We start from the raw sequence: 17,450 nt of genomic DNA on the forward strand, positions 1-17,450 counted from the left end.
CCCCCTGCAAGGGGGCCAGCCCCCTTGACCCCATTTTACCATCCTTTTTTAAGAGGATACGTGTATTTCAATCTTGGAATGCTCGAAATATATCGGAGAAGTCCAGGGCAGCTTTTTTGAATGCCTCAAGTATCTCCGGCTCGAAGTGCTGTGGCATAGTCCTGCCGTCACCTGTTGTAATGATCTCATAGGTCCTGCCATGGCCCAAGGGGGATTTATATGGCCTCTTCATCATCAGGGCATCGTACTGGTCGCAGATCATAACAATCCGTGCAGGTAGCGGGATATGCTCGCCGCTGAGGCCACCAGGATAACCAGAGCCATCCCACCTTTCATGGTGACGCAGGGCAATGGTCTCAGCCATAGCAATTTTGGCATTTGAGGAACCCTTAAGCATGTTGTTGCCTATTGTTGTATGCCCTTTCATGATTTCAAACTCCTCTTTAGTGAGGGCGCCAGGTTTAAGGAGAATACCGTCTGCTATCCCTATCTTTCCAATGTCGTGCAGGGTGCTGGCAAATACAATGTCGTCAATGAAATCGGCAGACATGCCCAACACCTCTGAAAGCCTCTTACAATAGAGGCCAATCCGTGTCAGGTGTGAACCCGTGTCGGTATCCCTGCACTCGGCAGCAGCGGTAAGACGCCTCAGAAGCTCATCGTTAAGGTCTCTGACCACCATCAGGGCATCACCCAACTCCTTAGTCCTTTGTTCAACCGTAAATTCAAGACTACGCTTATAATCTTTCTCCAACTTGATAAGCTCATTGAATCTTACGGCTTTTTCAACAGCCAATATAAGGTCATCAGGGGCATAAGGTTTGGTGATAAAGTCGAAGGCATTTTTTCTGACAGCTTCAATAGTTGTTTTGAGCTCAACAAAGGCCGTCATAAGAATTACAGGGGTTTCAATGCCACTTGCCTTTACCTCCCCTATGAGTTCAAGCCCTGACATGCCAGGCATCTTTATATCCGTAACCACTGCGTCATAGCTACCACGCTTTAACATATCAAGGGCTTCCTTACCACTTGAAGCAGGGGAAACATCATAGCCCTCTTCCTCAAGTATTATAACCACGGAATTTAATAATGTCTTGTCGTCATCCACTATAAGCAATCTTGCCTTGCTCACTGGTCAAGTACCTCCCTTATCTTGTTTAGCAGTATGTCGGGCCTTATAGGTTTTTGTATATAGACTCCTATTTGTTCCAGAACATCTTGCTTTTTAATGATCTCATAGGAGTAGCCACTCAAAAAGATAACCTTGGCCGCACCACCTGTCTCTTTTATTATATGGTCGCAAACAACCTTGCCATTTGCCCTGGGCATTACCACGTCTAACAGGACAAGATCAATCTTGGACTTGTGTTCATCGAACTTACTCATGGCATCTATGCCGTCCGTGGCCTCTATTACCTGGTAGCCTGCCTCCTGCAGCAATATCCTTGTGCTATTTCGCATCTCAACATTATCTTCGGCCAGGAGTATGGTTTCGACACCGTCTGCGGCACCAGGTATGGATATGGATATGGGACTGGGTTCTTCCTTTGTATCTTCAATAAGAGGCAGAAGTATTGTAAAAGTTGAACCGCTGCCGGGTTCACTGTATATGTTGATGTAGCCATTATGTTGTTTGATTATGCCATATACGGTGGCAAGGCCCAGACCTGTCCCCTTGCCTACCTCCTTGGTCGTAAAAAAAGGGTCAAATATCTTATCTCTTGTGGCTGAATCCATACCAACTCCCGTGTCTGATACGACCAGCCTGGCATATTTGCCAACAGTTCCGTAGTTGTGTCTTGCCCTGAAGTCAGCGTCTATACTTGTGATGTCGGCCTTTATAGTCAACGCCCCGCCTTCGGGCATAGCATCCATGGCGTTATTGACAAGGTTGATAAGCACCATTTCGATCTGCACGCTGTCGGCATGTATAATTATCTCCGGGGCATACACCAATACCTGGAGGTCTATGTCTTCCCGAACGAGTCTCTCGAAGAGTTTTTTCGTAGCCGTTATAATGTCTGTCAGGTTTACAACCTTGAGGTTGATTACCTGTTTTCGGCTGAAGGTCAGAAGGCTTTGCGTCAGATATGTGGCCTTGTCCGTGGAGGAAAAAATGTGGTCTACGAAATCCAGGAGTTTTTCATCCCCTTTGAGCCTTTTTTTCAGGAGGTAGGCATAGTTCTTTATTGCCGATAGTATGTTGTTGAAATCGTGGGCAACCCCACCGGCAAGCTGTCCAACTGCCTCCATCTTTTGTGACTGCCTGAGTTCTGCCTCAAGGCGCTTTTTATGTGTTATATCCTCGGATATTTTAAGATAATTCGTCACATTGCCATCAGAGTCTCTAAGTGGAAACACCTTGGCAAACTCCCATATCTCGGTGCCATCCTTTAACCTGTTGCAGAACTCCCCCTGCCACTGTTGCCCGGCAGTGAGTTTACCCCACAGCTCCGTGTACACCTCCGGGGGGGTCTTGCCGGATTTTAATATCCTGGGGTTTTTACCTACAACCTCGTTTACGTTGTATCCTGTAACATCGGTAAACATCTTGTTTGTATACTCTATGTTAGCCTTGGTATCAGTAATAATCACCATGTTGGGGCTTTGCTCGATCACATAGGCTGCCCTGCGGAGATCGTCCTCTGCCCTCTTGCTCTGCGTTATGTCCTGTATAAGGGCAAAGACGTGGGCTGAACCATCAACAGCATAGATAATGGAGGTTGAAATGGCAAAGAGCTTCTTCTCGCCATCTTTACACGTTACCTCCCATCTCTCGGCAATTAGGTTTTCACCGTATCTCATGCGGGCCATACGCTGGATCACCCGGCTTTGCACCCGTGGGTCGGGGTACATGCTCTGGTACCAGCCAAGATGATTTATCTCCTCCATCGTATAGCCTGTTATATCGATCATACGGTGGTTCCACACCGTAAACCTGACAAAGGGGTATTGTTCAACCGAATGACACACACACAGGCCATCGGTGACACTTTCTATGATAAGGTTGCTAAAGATGTTTTTACTTTTCAGCTCTTGTTCGGCTTTCTTTCTTGCAATGATCTCCTCTTCAAGCAGCCTGTTTGAGGTTACAAGCTCTGCCGTGCGTCGTTTTACCTCATCTTCGAGTTTTTGATTGTGCATCTTTAATTCGTCGTCAATCCTTTTACGCTCTATGGCTAAGGCATAGTAATTGGCAAGACGCAAAAGCACGTCATTGTCCGCCTCCGTATAGTCACGCATAGAGTTGGCAACGGATAACTGCCCAAGGAGCTTATTGCCGATCATGGCCGGTACCGACAGAAGTCGTGTTATCGGTATATGACCATCGGGTGTCCCGGCCCTTCTGTGATCCCTTTCAGGGGTGTTTGTCAACAGCGACTCTTTGTTATCCAGTACCCAACCGACCAAACCACCGAGGTTCTCAAATACAACCCTCTTATCGGAGACATTGCACTTGTCCCAGATGTCTGTTGTCAATGTAGGAACAACAAAAAAACCCGTCCCGGCATCAATGTAACCGACATAGCCATATACGCTCTCAGTCAGGGCCTTGGCATGGTGCAGGATCAGCTCAGATATCCCTTCAATGGATATCCGGTCCGATTGTATAAGTGCCCTTGAGACCTCAGCCATTGATCGGTTTATCTCCGACTGCCCAAGCAAACGCCTCTGCATGTCCACTTGTTCGGTGATGTCTTCGACAAGCTCTATGACGGCAGAGATCGAGTTGGCTTCATCCCTGAGAGGGCTGGCCAAAATCCGGAAGTTTCTTATGCCTTCTCCGGCAGGCGTCTCCGTTGTGCTCTCATGTACTGCACCGTCCTTAAAAGAGAGGATTACAGGGCAATAAACACAAACGCAATCACGGGGCGGGTTATTAAAACGCTTATAACACACCGGTTTTTCCGATATGTCTATATCCGGAAACCACTCCCTCATCCTTCGGTTAAGAGAGAGTATCTCCATCCCCCTGCCTATAATCGCTATCCCCATGCCTATGTTATCAACAATGCTGCGGTACCTCTGTTCGCTCTGGCCGAGTTGCCTGTTAAGCTCCTCAAGCATGGCGGTCTTGTCCTTTAGCTCACGCTCTGCCTTACGCTTGTAAATCGCCATTTCAATGTTGGCCTTGAACTCACTTGCACTGATAGGTTTGACGATATAACTGTAAGAACCGCTTAGTTTTGCACGTGCAAAGGTGTCATTATCCGAGTGGGCCGATAAGTATATCACGTATGCGTCAGATATCTCCCGTATACGGTTGGCAGTTTCTATGCCGTCTAAATCTCCCTCTATGCTGACATCCATCAGGATCAGATCGGGGGCATTGTCTTTGACGCTCTCTATCGCCTGTACAGCGGTTGTGACAGGAGGTAAGACCTCATATCCCATACGCTTCAGTGACATGGTCATCCACTCATACACTACTATCTCGTCTTCCACTATAAGTATCTTTGAGGTTGCCATCATTGCTATTATAGAACAGGCACACAGAAAAATAACAGGGCTATCGCATTACGGGGTTAAGGGGACTTCTTCGCAGCCGCCCCTGCCACACCCGCCCCTTTCTTTCTTGCCTTAAAGTATGAGGCTGGAAGCTGGTTTGTCCTATTGCATGAGTTTGAGGTAGTGCTTGAGGTAGAAGGTGGATAGTCCTCTGAGGAGTTCGATGCGCTTTTTGTAGCCGAGGCGTTTGATGGAGGCGCCCTCGTGGTGAACCGCCGTGGCCTGCGGACAGAGCATGATGACGTGTTTGGTCTTCTTGTACAGCCTGTAGCACCAGTCAACATCGTTGAAGAAGATCGGGAAACGCTCATCCAGTGCCCCGACCTCTTGCCAGCACTGTCGCCTGATCAGAAGCGCCGAGGCCATCGGCTGCAAGACCGTGTTGCAACAGAGGTGTTCCTTATGGGTGAGTTTCCACTTCCTGAAGGGGCCAATCCTTGCAATCTGCATCTTTTCAAGCACCAGTGCCATCGGTGAGGGAAAGTTCCGGCAGGTTATCTGCAGGCCGCCCTCCGGATAATACAGCACCGGGGCCACGGCACCGGCCTGGGGATGAGTATCAAGACATTCAAGCAACCTGATAACCGTATCGGGCTGCAACACTACGTCGTTGTTGAGCAGAAAAATAAAGTCCCCCGTGGATAACCATGCACCCTTATTTGTTGCCTTTGCATAGCCCTCGTTTACCTTGTTCGATATCCAGAAGACGTGCGGGTGAGCGCCCACAACAAGCCCCTCACTGCCATCAACCGAGGCGTTATCGACGACGATGATCTCCTTATCCAGCTCGCCCACGGAGGCGTCTATGGATTCAACCAACTCCTTCAGCAACTGACCCTGGTTCCAGTTAGGTATTACAAATGATACCTTAATCCTGTTGTCCATAAAATGTATCTATAGTCTAACATGAAACGCCCCTTGAAAAACACCAGGGCGATCCTATAATATATAAAAAGGATGGTAGTTCATGTTAAAACCCCTTGTTAGCGTCGTGATGCCTGCATATAACCACGAGCTTTTTGTCGAAGAAGCCGTGGAGAGTGTGTTGAATCAGACATATACCGAGCTGGAGTTGATAATAATAAACGATGGCTCCAGCGACAACACACAAGGGCGTGTGCTGCAATACGACGACCCGAGGATCAGGTACGAGTATCAACAAAACAGCGGCTCTCACGGTGCCATAAACCGTGGCATTGCCATTGCACAAGGGCAGTACATCAGCATAATAAACTCCGACGATGTCTATCACTGTAATCGCCTCCAGAGGCTGGTGGAACTCTCACTGCAGGACAACCTCGACTTTATCATAACGGATATAGGCCTCATAGACGAAAACTCTGACCTGATCACCGACCCTGAACACTGGTGGAATCAATGGTATGATGGGCTTAAATCACACTACAGGCAGACAAAATCACCACTGAAGGCCCTGCTTGCGGGAAACTACACGATCAGCACCTCAAACTTCTTCTTTAAGACCTCTCTTGTCAGCGATATTGGCCCCTTTAGGGCACGCAAGTATACCCTGGACTATGACTTTGCCTACAGGGCCATAAGGCATAACGAAAAGGCCTTTGCCTATCTGACAGAATCGCAGTTGATGCTCTACCGCCTACACGGCCACAATGCGATCCTCCAGGACCCCCTTGTGGCTAACCTGGAGACATTTCACTTCTTAAAGAACGCCATAAAAGAGCAATTTGGCGATGATATACATACGCCCATCGAACATGTCAACAAGATAAGACGCTACATCACTCGGACAGTCAGGCACAGGTTACAAGACAGCCTCGCAAAGACAGAGGTGGAGTCCAGGTGGTGGGAGGCGGAGGCGCATAAGTGGCACGCCGAAAACGTCAAGTCGCTGGCAGAGGCTCATAAGTGGCAGACAGAGACACAAAGGTGGCAGGCAGGGGCATTGCAGTGGCAGGCACAGAGTCAATTGTGCAAGGAAGAGGCCGAGAGAAAGCAGATCGAATTCCAGGTCAAGGCAAACGAGTTCTTTGAAAGACTCCAGGCCCTTAAAATGGCCTACGAAGAATTGAGGCTCTGGAGCTACGACATGATGCGCTATGCCACCGACCTGTTTAACGAACGCTTCATAGATCGAAACTCCTTTAGTTACAGATTGGGCAGGGCACTGACTCTGCCACTGAGAACCATAAAAGGTAGTTACACAAGCAGCACGATAACGGTTAATGACGTAAAAAAACTGCAATTGCATATCCAAAGACTTATGCACAGAGTCGATATCGTGTCTTTTGACATCTTTGACACGCTCCTGGAGCGGGTCGTAGAGCCTCCGGATAAGGTCAAAGAGATAGTCAGCCGCTTTGCCTGCCGGAATATAAATAAGCTGAGAGATATCGGGCTATCACCGGTGGATTTCTCAAACCTCAGAAACAAGGTAGAGGCACATCTCAGACACAGCTCACTGGCCGAGGGTAAGGACTACGAGTGTTCCTACAGTAATATCGTAAGAGGGATGGTACGGGAGTTGACAGGCGGTGACGACAAAGAGTTGTTTGATGCCATTATACGCACCGAACTCGAGGTGGAAAAGAAGGTTCTGTACGTAAAAGATGGCATCCGTGATATACTGAAAATGCTCAAAGACGCAGGGAAGCTGATAATAGCCATATCCGACATGTACCTGGACAGACAATACATAGAGGCCATATTTGAAGACAAGGCTATCATGGAGTTCTTTGACTGTATCTACGTCTCATCGGAGAGCAGGGTTGGCAAGCACTCGGGACGGTTGTTCAAACAGGTCTTGTTTGCTCAGAAGACCTTCCCTGAAAGGGTGCTGCATGTTGGGGATAACACACACTCGGACTTCAGAATACCGGCAAGTCTGGGGATAAACACCATACACCTCTTTGACCTCGATTACCACAAGAGAAAATACGCCCTGCTGACCTACCATCGTTTTGCCGCAGAGACCCCCTACTGGCGTGGTAGGCACCTGTTGCAGATAATACGTCCGGGGGCGGGCAACAGTGACTTCTTTTACCAATACGGATTTTCGTTTCTTGGCCCCGTCTATGCAACCTTTGTCTACGGGGTGGTATCTGCCATCAAACTGCATAAGATCAAGAAGGCCTTTTTTCTTGCCAGAGAGGGTGAGCTATTCTATGAGCTGTTTAAGCTCGCTGCCCCTGAGTTCCTTACCGCTGAGGAAATTCCCCCGACAGAGTATGTGTACCTGACGCGAAAGTCTACTGCACTGGCCTCAGTTTATCGGGGACTTACCTTTGAAAAGGCGGTCTTGCCGTTTTTTAATCCCAAGCAGGAGGGGCTTTATTCGTTATTTAGCGTCTATGGTTTGCCCGTTGAGGAGTTCTTTGAAATTGCCCGCAGGTATGGCTTTACCGAATTGAGACAGCCAATAAATGCCTGGCAGGACAAGCGTTTTATGAATCTGCTACAGGATGAGCGATTCCAACGCGGCGTCATCAGGTACGCCCGGGGCAACAGGAAACTTCTGCGGAGTTACTTGCGACAGATTGGGTTCTTTAACGGCGAATCGGTTGCCTTTGTTGACATCGGCTGGAACGCCACCATACAGAAATTCGTCCAGGATGCCTTCAGCAAGCGGGGCGATTATCCCCACGTCTATGGCATATACCTAGGATTCTGTGACGGCATCAGGCACGCATTCGATTACGAAAAAAACACGATCCTCGGTATACTCTACGACCAGCGTAACAACAACCCCGCAGAGCATATCTTCAGCCGCTTTGAGGAGTTGTTTGAGGAGGGGGCCAGGGCACTGCATCCGACCACCGTGGGATACTGCCAGGACCCCGTCAGTAAACTCGTAAGCCCTGTCTTTAAAGAGGATTCCTCGGCTGACAGGGTAGAAGAAATCGAGTTTAACGAAAAAATACAGAGCATTAAAAGCGGCGCTGTCGCCTTTACAAAGCAGTTTATAGAGGCGGTAAAACTCACGGGATACACCGTTGACGATATAAAGCCATTTATCCTGACCATGGCCGAACGTGCTGTGGCATTTCCAGACAAGGAAGAACTCTCCCATCTGATGAACCTCAAACACTCCGAGGATTTTGGTTATGAAAACGTCATGAGCCTTCGGGCAGACGAGATACACAGCAAGAGGATTCTGCTTAGTCCCTCGGAGTTTAAAAAGAAGATTCGTTGGTCAAACTGGAGATACGGTACCGTTAAGTCTTTGGGATTGCCAGGAGGCAATTTTATATTCAGAATCTTTGACGCCTTAAGGAAATTTTAGGGGGGTCAGCGACCCCAGGCATAAAAGGGGGTCAGCGACCCCAGGCATAAAGAAGATGGACAAATCTTATTATAAAAACAACTATGACCTAAACAGATGCTCAGTCAATGGACTGATAATGATAACCATCCTGTACAGGTTTCTGGGGCTATTCAGCAGACGATATGCCGACAATGCACCGGGCATAGTGTATGTTGTTACAGCTTACGTTATGCACAGGTTTTTCTATTTCTTCCACTACCTTTATATGTTGAGGGACGTCTTGAGAAAGATTGGAAACAGGCTGCGTATTTTTTACGTCTTTGGGATAAGGCGCTAAGGATATTGATTTTGGGTCAATGGTTATGTAACAATAAGAGTGTTGGTTACATGGTCAGTTGTAAAAGAGCCTGAAAAATGCTATGCTTAAATAGTAGACGAGTGGAAAAAATAAGGATATGAGAAACCCCTATGATGCATAAGACATATGATAAGCTCCTTAAGGAGATAATAAAGAATGTTCCACCAAAATTCCTAAAAATCCTTACCGGGTACGAAACAGAAACATTCCTGGAGATTCAACTCCCAAACGTACAAATGAGGTCATCGGATTTGCTGGTTGATGTGCTGGATGGCAGCATTGTTCTAAAAAGCGATGGATGTTGTTGAGTTAAAGACAGCGCTGTGGGGTAAGGTTGAACACGTGCTGCTTGACATGGATGGCACGCTTATGGACAAGTACTTTGACGACTACTTCTGGGGACATCTGGTGCCCGAGCGTTATGCCGAAAAACACGCCATGACCTTTGGTCGTGCCAAGGAGTTGCTCTTTAGCAAGTACAAGTCAGTGGAGGGGACGCTGGATTGGACGGACATAGATTTCTGGTCTGAACAACTACACCTTGACATCCCCGCACTGAAGGAGCAAATACGACACCTGATAGAAACCCATCCGCACGTGGAGGACTTCCTGATGGCCCTCAGAGATGCCGGTAAAAAAGTTATCCTGGCAACCAATGCCCACTACAAGACTATTGCTATCAAGATGAAAAAGACCGAGCTTGGGCGGTACTTTGACCGAGTCATAGCGTCATTTGACATGGGGTATCCCAAGGAGGACGCACGTTTTTGGATAAATGCGCAGAAAACGCTCGGCTTTGACAAAGACCGCACCCTGTTTATAGATGACACGCCGGAGGTCATAGACAGTGCCATCAGCTACGGCATACGATATGTCCTGGTCAAAAACATGCCTAACTCCAGGAGCCATACCCCCATAAACAGTCCCCAGGGTAGTCAACCTTATCTGTCAATCGACAGCTTTAGTGAACTCCTGCCGTAGATGTCTGCAGAGAAGGTAACATGCGGCACCCCGGTTAAAATATGCGAGTTGTGGAGATAGATTACCTTGTCATTGGCAGCGGAGTGGCGGGTCTTCGTGCGGCGATAGGGCTTGCCGCCGGCGGTAGCGTCTACGTTATCACAAAGGACGAGGTCAGGGAATCCTCTACGGAGTATGCGCAGGGGGGAATAGCCGTCGCCCTCAGCGACGAAGACACAATAGGCATCCACTTTGACGATACAATAAAGGCCGGCGATGGCTTGTGCAATGAAGAAGCCGTGCGAGTGCTTGTCAATGAGGGGCCGGAGCGCATCATGGAACTGATCTCCTGGGGTGCGGAGTTTGACAGGAGTGGCTCCAAGTTGGCCTTTACGATGGAGGCGGCACATTCACGCCGCCGGATACTCCATGCCCATGGCGATTCCACCGGCAGGGAGATAGAGCGTGTGCTGATCACCAAGGCACGCAATATGCCAGAAATCAACAAGTATTCCTTTGCCTTTGTTCTGGAGCTGGTTGTACTGGATGGCAGGTGCTATGGGGCATACGTGTTGAGGGATGGTCAGGTGGAGGCGGTACTGGCACGGGCGACGGTTTTGGCCACGGGTGGGGCAGGTCAGGTATACCTGCGCACGACAAACCCGGCTGTTACCACAGGCGACGGAATTGCCGTTGCACACAGGGCAGGGGCCGACATAGCCGACATGGAGTTTGTCCAGTTTCATCCGACGAGTCTCTTTGCTCCGTTGGCGCCACAGTTTCTGCTCAGTGAGGCGTTGCGCGGGGAGGGCGCCATACTCAGGAACATCCACAAAGAGCAATTCGCCCGCAACTATCACCCCGAAGGAGAGCTGGCCGCACGCGATATAGTCTCACGGGCCATTGTCGCCGAAATACAGCGCACTAACGCCAGACACGTCTATCTGGATATCACGCATTTAGAATCCGAATACGTTAAGTGGCGTTTTCCCAGGATATACAGGACGTGTCTCAAGTACGACATTGACATCACAACCGAGCTGATACCGGTCTCTCCGGCGGCACACTACCTCATGGGCGGGGTCAGGACGGACACGTGGGGGTGTACCTCGATAGCGGGGCTTTTTGCAGCCGGCGAGGTGGCCTGCACCGGCGTCCACGGGGCCAACCGCCTTGCCAGCAACAGCCTCCTGGAGGGACTCGTCTTTGGAGCCAGGGTGGCCACGGCTGCTCTGGATACCACAAACCACAGGGTAGACATCACAAAATCAGCGTTGACTCTGCCGCTTTGCAGAACCAGGATAGAAAACGCCGATGAGATCAGACAGGCCATCAGAAAGGTCATGTGGGATAAGGTTGGCATCATACGCTCTGCACAGTCGCTGTCAGAGGCACTCGATAACCTCAGGAAGTGGGAACACATCCTTGAAGACACATATGCAACGCGCTATGACAACGAGGTCAAAAACATGCTAGCGGTCGCCTGCCTGATCGCCAATGCCGCCCTGCGCAGGGACAACAGCGTAGGTGCCCACTACCGCAGCGATTGCCCTGCACCCCCATAATTCTTAAGCAAGAGAGCATAAACATGTATAACGTATCCTCTTTAAAAAGCATGGTAAATTAACTTTATGGTTTAAAGACATGGATTCCTGCTTTCGCAGGAATGACAGTTACAGCCGTTTTTCAAGTGTGTCATTCCTGGCTTGACCAGGAATCCAGGATGCGTGAAAGCGTTGTTACCATGAAATATAAAGAAGATACTGTATAACAATAGTTCACCCTAAGAAAAAAAGAAGGGAGGCTATATACGATGGATAGAAAAGAGACAAATTCTGCGGTAGAGTTATCGGTTATCATGCCGGTATATAACGAGGCGGGGCTTATCGGCGGGGTACTTGAGGGCTGGCTTGGCACCTTGGATGCACTTGGCATCGTGTTTCAGTTGCACGTCTATGACGACGGTTCACGGGATGGCACCGGAGAGGTCATCAACCGGATGTCACAATCAGATGGCCGGATAATTGCCCACCACAAGGCCAACACGGGACACGGGGCAACCATCCTCAAGGGGTATCGCGACAACTGCACTGTGCAGTGGTTGTTCCAGGCGGACTCGGACGGTGAAATCAGCCCCGCCTACTTCCACACGCTGTGGCAGCAGAGACAGGACTACGATATCCTGCTTGGCAAGAGAACAGGTCGCAATGTCCACCCCACACGCAACGCCATCACCCTTGCCTCAAGGGGGCTTGCACGCGTACTCTTTGGCTCCGGAATCGTTGACGTCAACTCCCCCTACCGACTGATGAGAAGCACCACCTTTACAGACTGCTTTTACAGGCTCCCCGAGGACATCTTTGCGCCTAACGTGGCCATTTCGGCAACGGCTTGCCTGAAAAAACTCAGGATACTGGAGGTGCCGGTTGCCTGTACAGAGAGAAAGAAAGGCACCACCGCCACCAAAAAGATCGTGGCAGGGGCAGTACAGTCCATCTTTCAACTGCTAAGGTATCGTATCGGTCTGCTTGCCTAAAAGATGCGCATCAGGTACTTGCAGGTGCCTGATGAATCACCGGAGAAGCCAATGCTGAAGCAGGGTTGTGAGTCGTTTAAGACGCTCAGTGGCAAGAACTGATTTCTGATAAACCTGGTAAACTGTCCCGTCTCTCTCATTGGCAAGCTGCCTCTGACGGAGATGTCGTGCAGTTGTCGGGCCAACTTGAGTTCAAACTCGGGCAGCAGGGCATTGGTGTTGGGGGCGGCCCCGGATGATTTATGGATGCGCAGAAACAGAGGGTTTTTGACCTTGTTGACGCTCAGAAACCTCTCAACGGAAAAGATGGGTTCATAGTCCCACACGTTGTGAGACTCAAAGACCAAGGGCGTTTGTGGATGCTCGTTGAGCATGGTACTGAGGCGTTGTATCTTGTCGGTGAACTCCCTGGTTACTGCAACGTGTTTAGCCGTTGCCTCTCTCAGCGGGACAAATCCCCTGTGGATTACAATAACCAAAAACACAACGGCCAGAATGAACTTCAGGGTATTTATGGTCTTTGGCTTAAAGTCAAGGGAGGCAAGGACCTTCATAATGGCCAGGATGATGGCAAGACAGGCAACAGGAAAAGCCAACTTGCCTGGAAAGTCAAATCTGTTGTCAACCGGCCAATAGCCGTTATAAAAGATAATCTGTGATGCCACAATAAGCGCCAACAATATTAGTAATGCCGTTGTCTTTGAAATGGCGGAGAAATATCCGCCCGCTACAGCGGTGCCTTTTTGCCTGAAGATGATACCGCCTGCGATAAAGACAAGTACCGCAATGACAGATGCCACGACGATCAAGACGGTATTGCCCACGCCCCACTGATGCAGTCTTGCAAGGAGCGAATCCATGTAGGTCAGAAACGTCCCTATACGCTCGGAGAGTCCGGCACTCTTGGAGTAAAAATCACTGCCCCCGTGTCTCTTGATAAGATAAGCTATCACGGCAGCCATCAAGAGTCCAAAGCCTATGATGAGACTGCCAAAAAACCTGGCATTGGAATCCAGTTTGCCCCTGACAAGCAGATACAGCAGCAGACAGGTCTGAGGCAACAGGATGATTAAGAAGTTTTCCTTGCTGCCCATGGCAATCAAAGCCCCCGCCGTCATTAGCATCCAGTAGAGGATGCCGGGAAGTTTGACGTCAATATCGTCATTGGCGCCGTTTTTCAGGACGGCAAAAAATCCGGCTGCATACAAAGCCAATCCCCATGCGGCGTTTACCTCCGGTGCTCCCAGTTTCGTCCAGATGTCAACCCAATATGTCTGCGATAACACATAAAGCGTAAATATCCCGCCATAAACAATCCCTGCGTAGTAACTGGATATCCACCAGAATACGCTCACAAACAGGGTAAACGCCATCATCTTAAACAGGTACCAGGCAAATGGGTTATCCCCCCACAGCCAGCTCTGAAGGATCACAATCAACCAGTGAGCGGGTCGGTAGCGCGGGTGGATTTCCAAGTTTACGATCTCCGTTTTTTCTATCAGCAGCGGTGTGTCCAATAGCGAGATGTGTTTATCCGGCCCCAGGAAGTTCATTATTTCGTGGTCGTCTATTATATACCACCGGGCGTCCAGAGAGACACTGAATATGTACCAGGACAGCGCAAATGAACAAAGCACAATGGCGATAAATTTAACCATTAACGGTCTTTATTGACGCATCGCTTCATTGGATACCAAGCCTTTATGCTCACCATTGGAGGTTTCACTCTCATCTTTTGCCTCAGGCCTATAACGATTCATATCTATTTTTAGATCGAACCCGCCGGCCAATCTGACGATATCACTACCCTCTCTGTATAAAACCACATATGCCGTCTTAATCTGCTCTTGATACCTGAAGCACGGCCACATCGCAATCAGAAACACAATGGGCGTAACGAGTTTATGCACCTTTGTGGGTACCGCACCATATATCACCCCCATTAATATGTTGTAGATAAACTTAATGGCGTATATGACAAAACCAACAACAAATATCCCCGACGTTGCCGCCCAGAAGACAAACGCAAGTGCTGCACGGGCATTGATACTGCCGTCATCGCTATCCTGAAAATTCCTGACAAAAACCCCTGCTGTCTTCATTGGGGCTACGGTGGTGAACTGAAAGCAGTAAAACCAATACACGACAACCGCCAACCAGATAAAAAAAACAATCGTTGTTATCTGACTCCTATACTCAGCTAACCAATCCAGATATGGATACAATCCCTTTCCCTTCATTAACCAACCTTCGCAAAAAATATACTCTTCGCCCTCATTTAACAGTTTAAACCATTGCTGCGTTCAATGTCAAGTCATACAGCCTAAAAAAAAACTTGACAAAATATAAAGATAGCTGATAATATAATCTTTTGTAAAAATAAACTTAATCAGAAGGAAGAAGACATATGGGTGGAGCTTATACAACGTATCATCCGCACAAGATCAAGAGAAGGCGAAAGCATGGCTTCCTGAAGCGGATGAGCACCAGGGCCGGGCAAAATATCATTAAAAGGAGACGGGCAAAGGGACGCAGGGTTTTGGCAGTATAAAAAAAGGGTACGAGTTTAAGAAGGTTTTTTCTGGTGGCAGACACTTGGCCAGTAAGAGCTTCAAGCTATGTTATCTGAACGTTGATACATACCACTGGAGGCTTGGGCTGGCCGTTAGTAGACGCATAGGCAACTCGGTTGTGCGTAACAAGGTCAAGCGCCGGTTGCGTGAAGCCTTTAGAAGGGAGCTAATCAGCTACCTGGCAATGACGGCAGTAGAAACGGCAGGGTTCCCTGGAAGCGTTAAGAATGGATGTGATGTGGTCTTTGTAGCACGGCAGGGGATAAGTGATATCGCTTACGCCGATTTGTGCAGAGAGGTGGCCATCTTCTTTGGCAGACTTGCAGGTAGGCAGAGATATCGCCGGAACTGATACCGGAACTGATATATGAAAAGATTACTGATATTTATGGTAAAAACTTACAAGTACCTCATCTCCCCGCTGTTTCCTCAAAGCTGTCGGTTTGAGCCAAGCTGCTCAACCTATGCCATCGGGGCAATAGAGAAGTTTGGAGCCCTCAAGGGTTCCGCAAAGGCGGCGTACAGGATCGTACGCTGCAACCCCTTTAATAGCGGCGGGTACGACCCCCCCTGTTGAGAGCGAACTAAAATAATTAAAACGATAAAGAGCGAAACATTTTAAGATGGAAAAAAGAGCGTTAATTGCAGTAGCATTGTCGGTGTTTGTGCTGATAGTATTTCAGTTTATCTATGTAAATCCACGCATTAAGAACATGCCGCCTCCCTCTCAGAAACAGGTCGCCAAAAATGACAAAACGCCCTCTCCGACTACGCCTTCCCCCACTCCTGCGCCAGGGACAACCACCTCCACAACTCAATCACTTCCGTCAACGTCCCCAACCACCCCCGTGGTGTCGGAAGAGGAGAAATTGCTCACGGTGCAATCACAACTGTACACGGTCGTGCTGTCTTCAAGGGGTGGGGTGATCAAGTCGTTTAAATTAAAAGACTACAAAGAGAGCAACAATAACGAAATATTCCTCTTTAAGACCGATGCCCTTGTCCCCGCCATGACACTTGGTACCAGGGAGCAAGGCGCATCGGCATCCGCCATCAATCCAATCACGTTGCTGTCGTTTGGATTTACAACAACCTCAGAGGGCAGCATGATCAATGCAACCGATACAAAAACAGTGGTCTTTGAGTTTGCAAAGGACAACAGACACATCAGGCGAACATATACGTTTCATGGCAATAGCTACAAGATAGACCTCAAGGATGAAGTCAACGGCCTTGACCCCTATTACATAACGCTGGGCAGCGACTTCTACGATGACAGCGCCGTCAGCTACGGCGCACACCTCGGCCCTGTGATCCTACAGGACATGGACAGGATTGAAATCAAGACGGACAAGAAAATGGATGCAGCCTTGGCACACACCGGTAACATAAAGTGGATCGCCACTGAAAACAAGTACTTTGTTGGCGCCATAGTCCCACTGACTCGCCCGGTGGAATCGCTGATATGGAAAAAAGACGAAAAAATGCTTGTCGGCATCAAAGGCTCTCAGGTCGTCAACGAGTATCTGCTCTACGCCGGCCCCAAGAAGTTTGACATACTCAAGACCCTCAACGTATCCCTTGAGCACGTGGTGGACTTCGGTTTCTTTTCGTTCATAGCGAGACCCCTGTTCTGGGCGCTCTTGTATATTGACGACTTTGTCGGCAACTACGGCTGGTCTATAATCCTGCTTACCCTGCTCATAAGAATCCCCTTTATACCACTGATAAGCAAGGGGCAGAGGTCTATGAAAAAACTGCAAAAAGTTCAGCCCCTTATGAACGACATCCGGGAACGAAACAAAAAAGACCCCCAAAAAATGCAACGGGAAATAATGGAACTCTACAAAAAACACAAGGTCAACCCAATGGGAGGTTGTCTGCCAATCCTGATCCAGATACCGGTATTCTTTGCCCTGTACAAGGTGCTGCTGGTGGCAATTGAGCTAAGAGGGGCACCGTTTATGTTCTGGCTCCATGACCTATCCTCCAAGGACCCTTACTACATCCTGCCCATCATCATGGGTATTACCATGCTGATACAGCAGAAGATGACCCCCACAAGCATGGACCCCATGCAAAACAAGATTATGATGTTTATGCCCATTGTCTTTACATTCATGTTTCTGAGCTTCCCCTCCGGTCTGGTCCTCTACTGGCTTGTCAGCAACATCCTTAGCATCATCCAGCAATTTTACATCAATAAAACCCCCGACGAATCCACCATGCTTAGTCCGGGCTAACAGACCCCCACGCTGTGCCGCTGTTTTCAGG

15 protein-coding genes are annotated in these 17,450 nt (G+C 48.9%); 10 read left to right on the forward strand and 5 right to left on the reverse strand.

Going from position 1 to position 17,450, the window contains the following annotated elements; translation table 11 throughout:
* Window positions 1-67 precede the first annotated feature (67 nt).
* The 3 genes from Mcas_RS11885 to Mcas_RS11895 all read right to left on the reverse strand — a co-directional run bounded on the left by Mcas_RS11885 (window position 68) and on the right by Mcas_RS11895 (window position 5,394).
* Window positions 68-1,132 carry a response regulator gene (locus Mcas_RS11885; protein WP_040335767.1) on the reverse strand — a complete coding sequence of 355 codons (1,065 nt, stop codon included), beginning with the start codon at window positions 1,130-1,132 and terminating at the stop codon, window positions 68-70.
* Window positions 1,129-4,446: a PAS domain S-box protein gene (locus Mcas_RS16915; protein WP_162176321.1), complete on the reverse strand. Its 3,318-nt coding sequence runs from the start codon at window positions 4,444-4,446 to the stop codon at window positions 1,129-1,131. The genes Mcas_RS11885 and Mcas_RS16915 overlap by 4 nt, the downstream gene beginning before the upstream one ends.
* Before the next feature lie 165 nt (window positions 4,447-4,611).
* A complete protein-coding gene (locus Mcas_RS11895) occupies window positions 4,612-5,394 on the reverse strand; it encodes a glycosyltransferase family 2 protein (RefSeq protein ID WP_040335768.1) in 783 nt (260 codons plus the stop codon).
* Between the two features lie 82 nt (window positions 5,395-5,476).
* Between Mcas_RS11895 and Mcas_RS16920 the strand changes: the two genes are divergently transcribed.
* The 6 genes from Mcas_RS16920 (at window position 5,477) to Mcas_RS11925 (ending at window position 12,603) form a co-directional block, all read left to right on the forward strand.
* Entirely contained in the window at window positions 5,477-8,767 is a 3,291-nt protein-coding gene (locus tag Mcas_RS16920; protein WP_052567328.1) for a glycosyltransferase, read from the forward strand.
* A 55-nt stretch (window positions 8,768-8,822) separates the two neighbouring features.
* Complete coding sequence (locus Mcas_RS11905) at window positions 8,823-9,086, forward strand: DUF1129 domain-containing protein (RefSeq protein ID WP_040335769.1); 264 nt, start codon at window positions 8,823-8,825, stop codon at window positions 9,084-9,086.
* 131 nt (window positions 9,087-9,217) lie between these two features.
* The gene (locus Mcas_RS11910) at window positions 9,218-9,415 is read left to right on the forward strand and encodes a hypothetical protein (protein WP_040335770.1); all 198 of its coding nucleotides are present in this window, start codon (window positions 9,218-9,220) and stop codon (window positions 9,413-9,415) included.
* On the forward strand, window positions 9,402-10,088 hold the full coding sequence (gene yrfG, locus Mcas_RS11915; protein ID WP_052567330.1) for a GMP/IMP nucleotidase: 687 nt from the start codon (window positions 9,402-9,404) through the stop codon (window positions 10,086-10,088). Before Mcas_RS11910 ends, yrfG begins: the two co-directional genes overlap by 14 nt.
* A 50-nt stretch (window positions 10,089-10,138) precedes the next feature.
* A complete protein-coding gene (gene nadB, locus Mcas_RS11920; protein WP_235203442.1) occupies window positions 10,139-11,632 on the forward strand; it encodes an L-aspartate oxidase in 1,494 nt (497 codons plus the stop codon).
* A 248-nt stretch (window positions 11,633-11,880) separates the two neighbouring features.
* Window positions 11,881-12,603 (forward strand): glycosyltransferase family 2 protein, encoded by a 723-nt coding sequence (locus Mcas_RS11925; RefSeq protein WP_052567333.1) that lies wholly within the window; start codon window positions 11,881-11,883, stop codon window positions 12,601-12,603.
* On the opposite strand, the gene Mcas_RS11930 is transcribed toward Mcas_RS11925, so the two are convergent.
* Together Mcas_RS11930 and Mcas_RS11935 are read right to left on the reverse strand one after the other, a co-directional pair.
* Window positions 12,600-14,261 carry a hypothetical protein gene (locus Mcas_RS11930; RefSeq protein WP_040335771.1) on the reverse strand — a complete coding sequence of 554 codons (1,662 nt, stop codon included), beginning with the start codon at window positions 14,259-14,261 and terminating at the stop codon, window positions 12,600-12,602. The two genes, Mcas_RS11925 and Mcas_RS11930, sit on opposite strands and share 4 nt — an antisense overlap.
* A gap of 9 nt (window positions 14,262-14,270) precedes the next feature.
* The gene (locus tag Mcas_RS11935) at window positions 14,271-14,843 is read right to left on the reverse strand and encodes a hypothetical protein (protein ID WP_040335772.1); all 573 of its coding nucleotides are present in this window, start codon (window positions 14,841-14,843) and stop codon (window positions 14,271-14,273) included.
* Between the two features lie 167 nt (window positions 14,844-15,010).
* On the opposite strand from Mcas_RS11935, the gene rpmH reads away from it, so the two are divergent.
* Genes rpmH through yidC form a run of 4 tightly spaced genes read left to right on the forward strand, consistent with a single transcriptional unit; the run spans window position 15,011 to window position 17,419 of the window.
* A complete protein-coding gene (rpmH, locus tag Mcas_RS11940) occupies window positions 15,011-15,154 on the forward strand; it encodes a 50S ribosomal protein L34 (protein ID WP_040335773.1) in 144 nt (47 codons plus the stop codon).
* A 44-nt stretch (window positions 15,155-15,198) separates the two neighbouring features.
* Entirely contained in the window at window positions 15,199-15,528 is a 330-nt protein-coding gene (gene rnpA, locus Mcas_RS16925) for a ribonuclease P protein component (protein WP_052567335.1), read from the forward strand.
* A 15-nt stretch (window positions 15,529-15,543) separates the two neighbouring features.
* Complete coding sequence (gene yidD / locus Mcas_RS11950) at window positions 15,544-15,753, forward strand: membrane protein insertion efficiency factor YidD (RefSeq protein ID WP_040335774.1); 210 nt, start codon at window positions 15,544-15,546, stop codon at window positions 15,751-15,753.
* Between the two features lie 46 nt (window positions 15,754-15,799).
* Window positions 15,800-17,419, forward strand: a complete 1,620-nt coding sequence (gene yidC, locus Mcas_RS11955; RefSeq protein ID WP_040335775.1) for a membrane protein insertase YidC — start codon at window positions 15,800-15,802, stop codon at window positions 17,417-17,419.
* The last annotated feature ends 31 nt before the right edge of the window (window positions 17,420-17,450 follow it).

This window comes from Candidatus Magnetobacterium casense (genome assembly GCF_000714715.1).
GTDB classification, from domain to species: Bacteria; Nitrospirota; Thermodesulfovibrionia; order Thermodesulfovibrionales; family Magnetobacteriaceae; genus Magnetobacterium; species Magnetobacterium casense.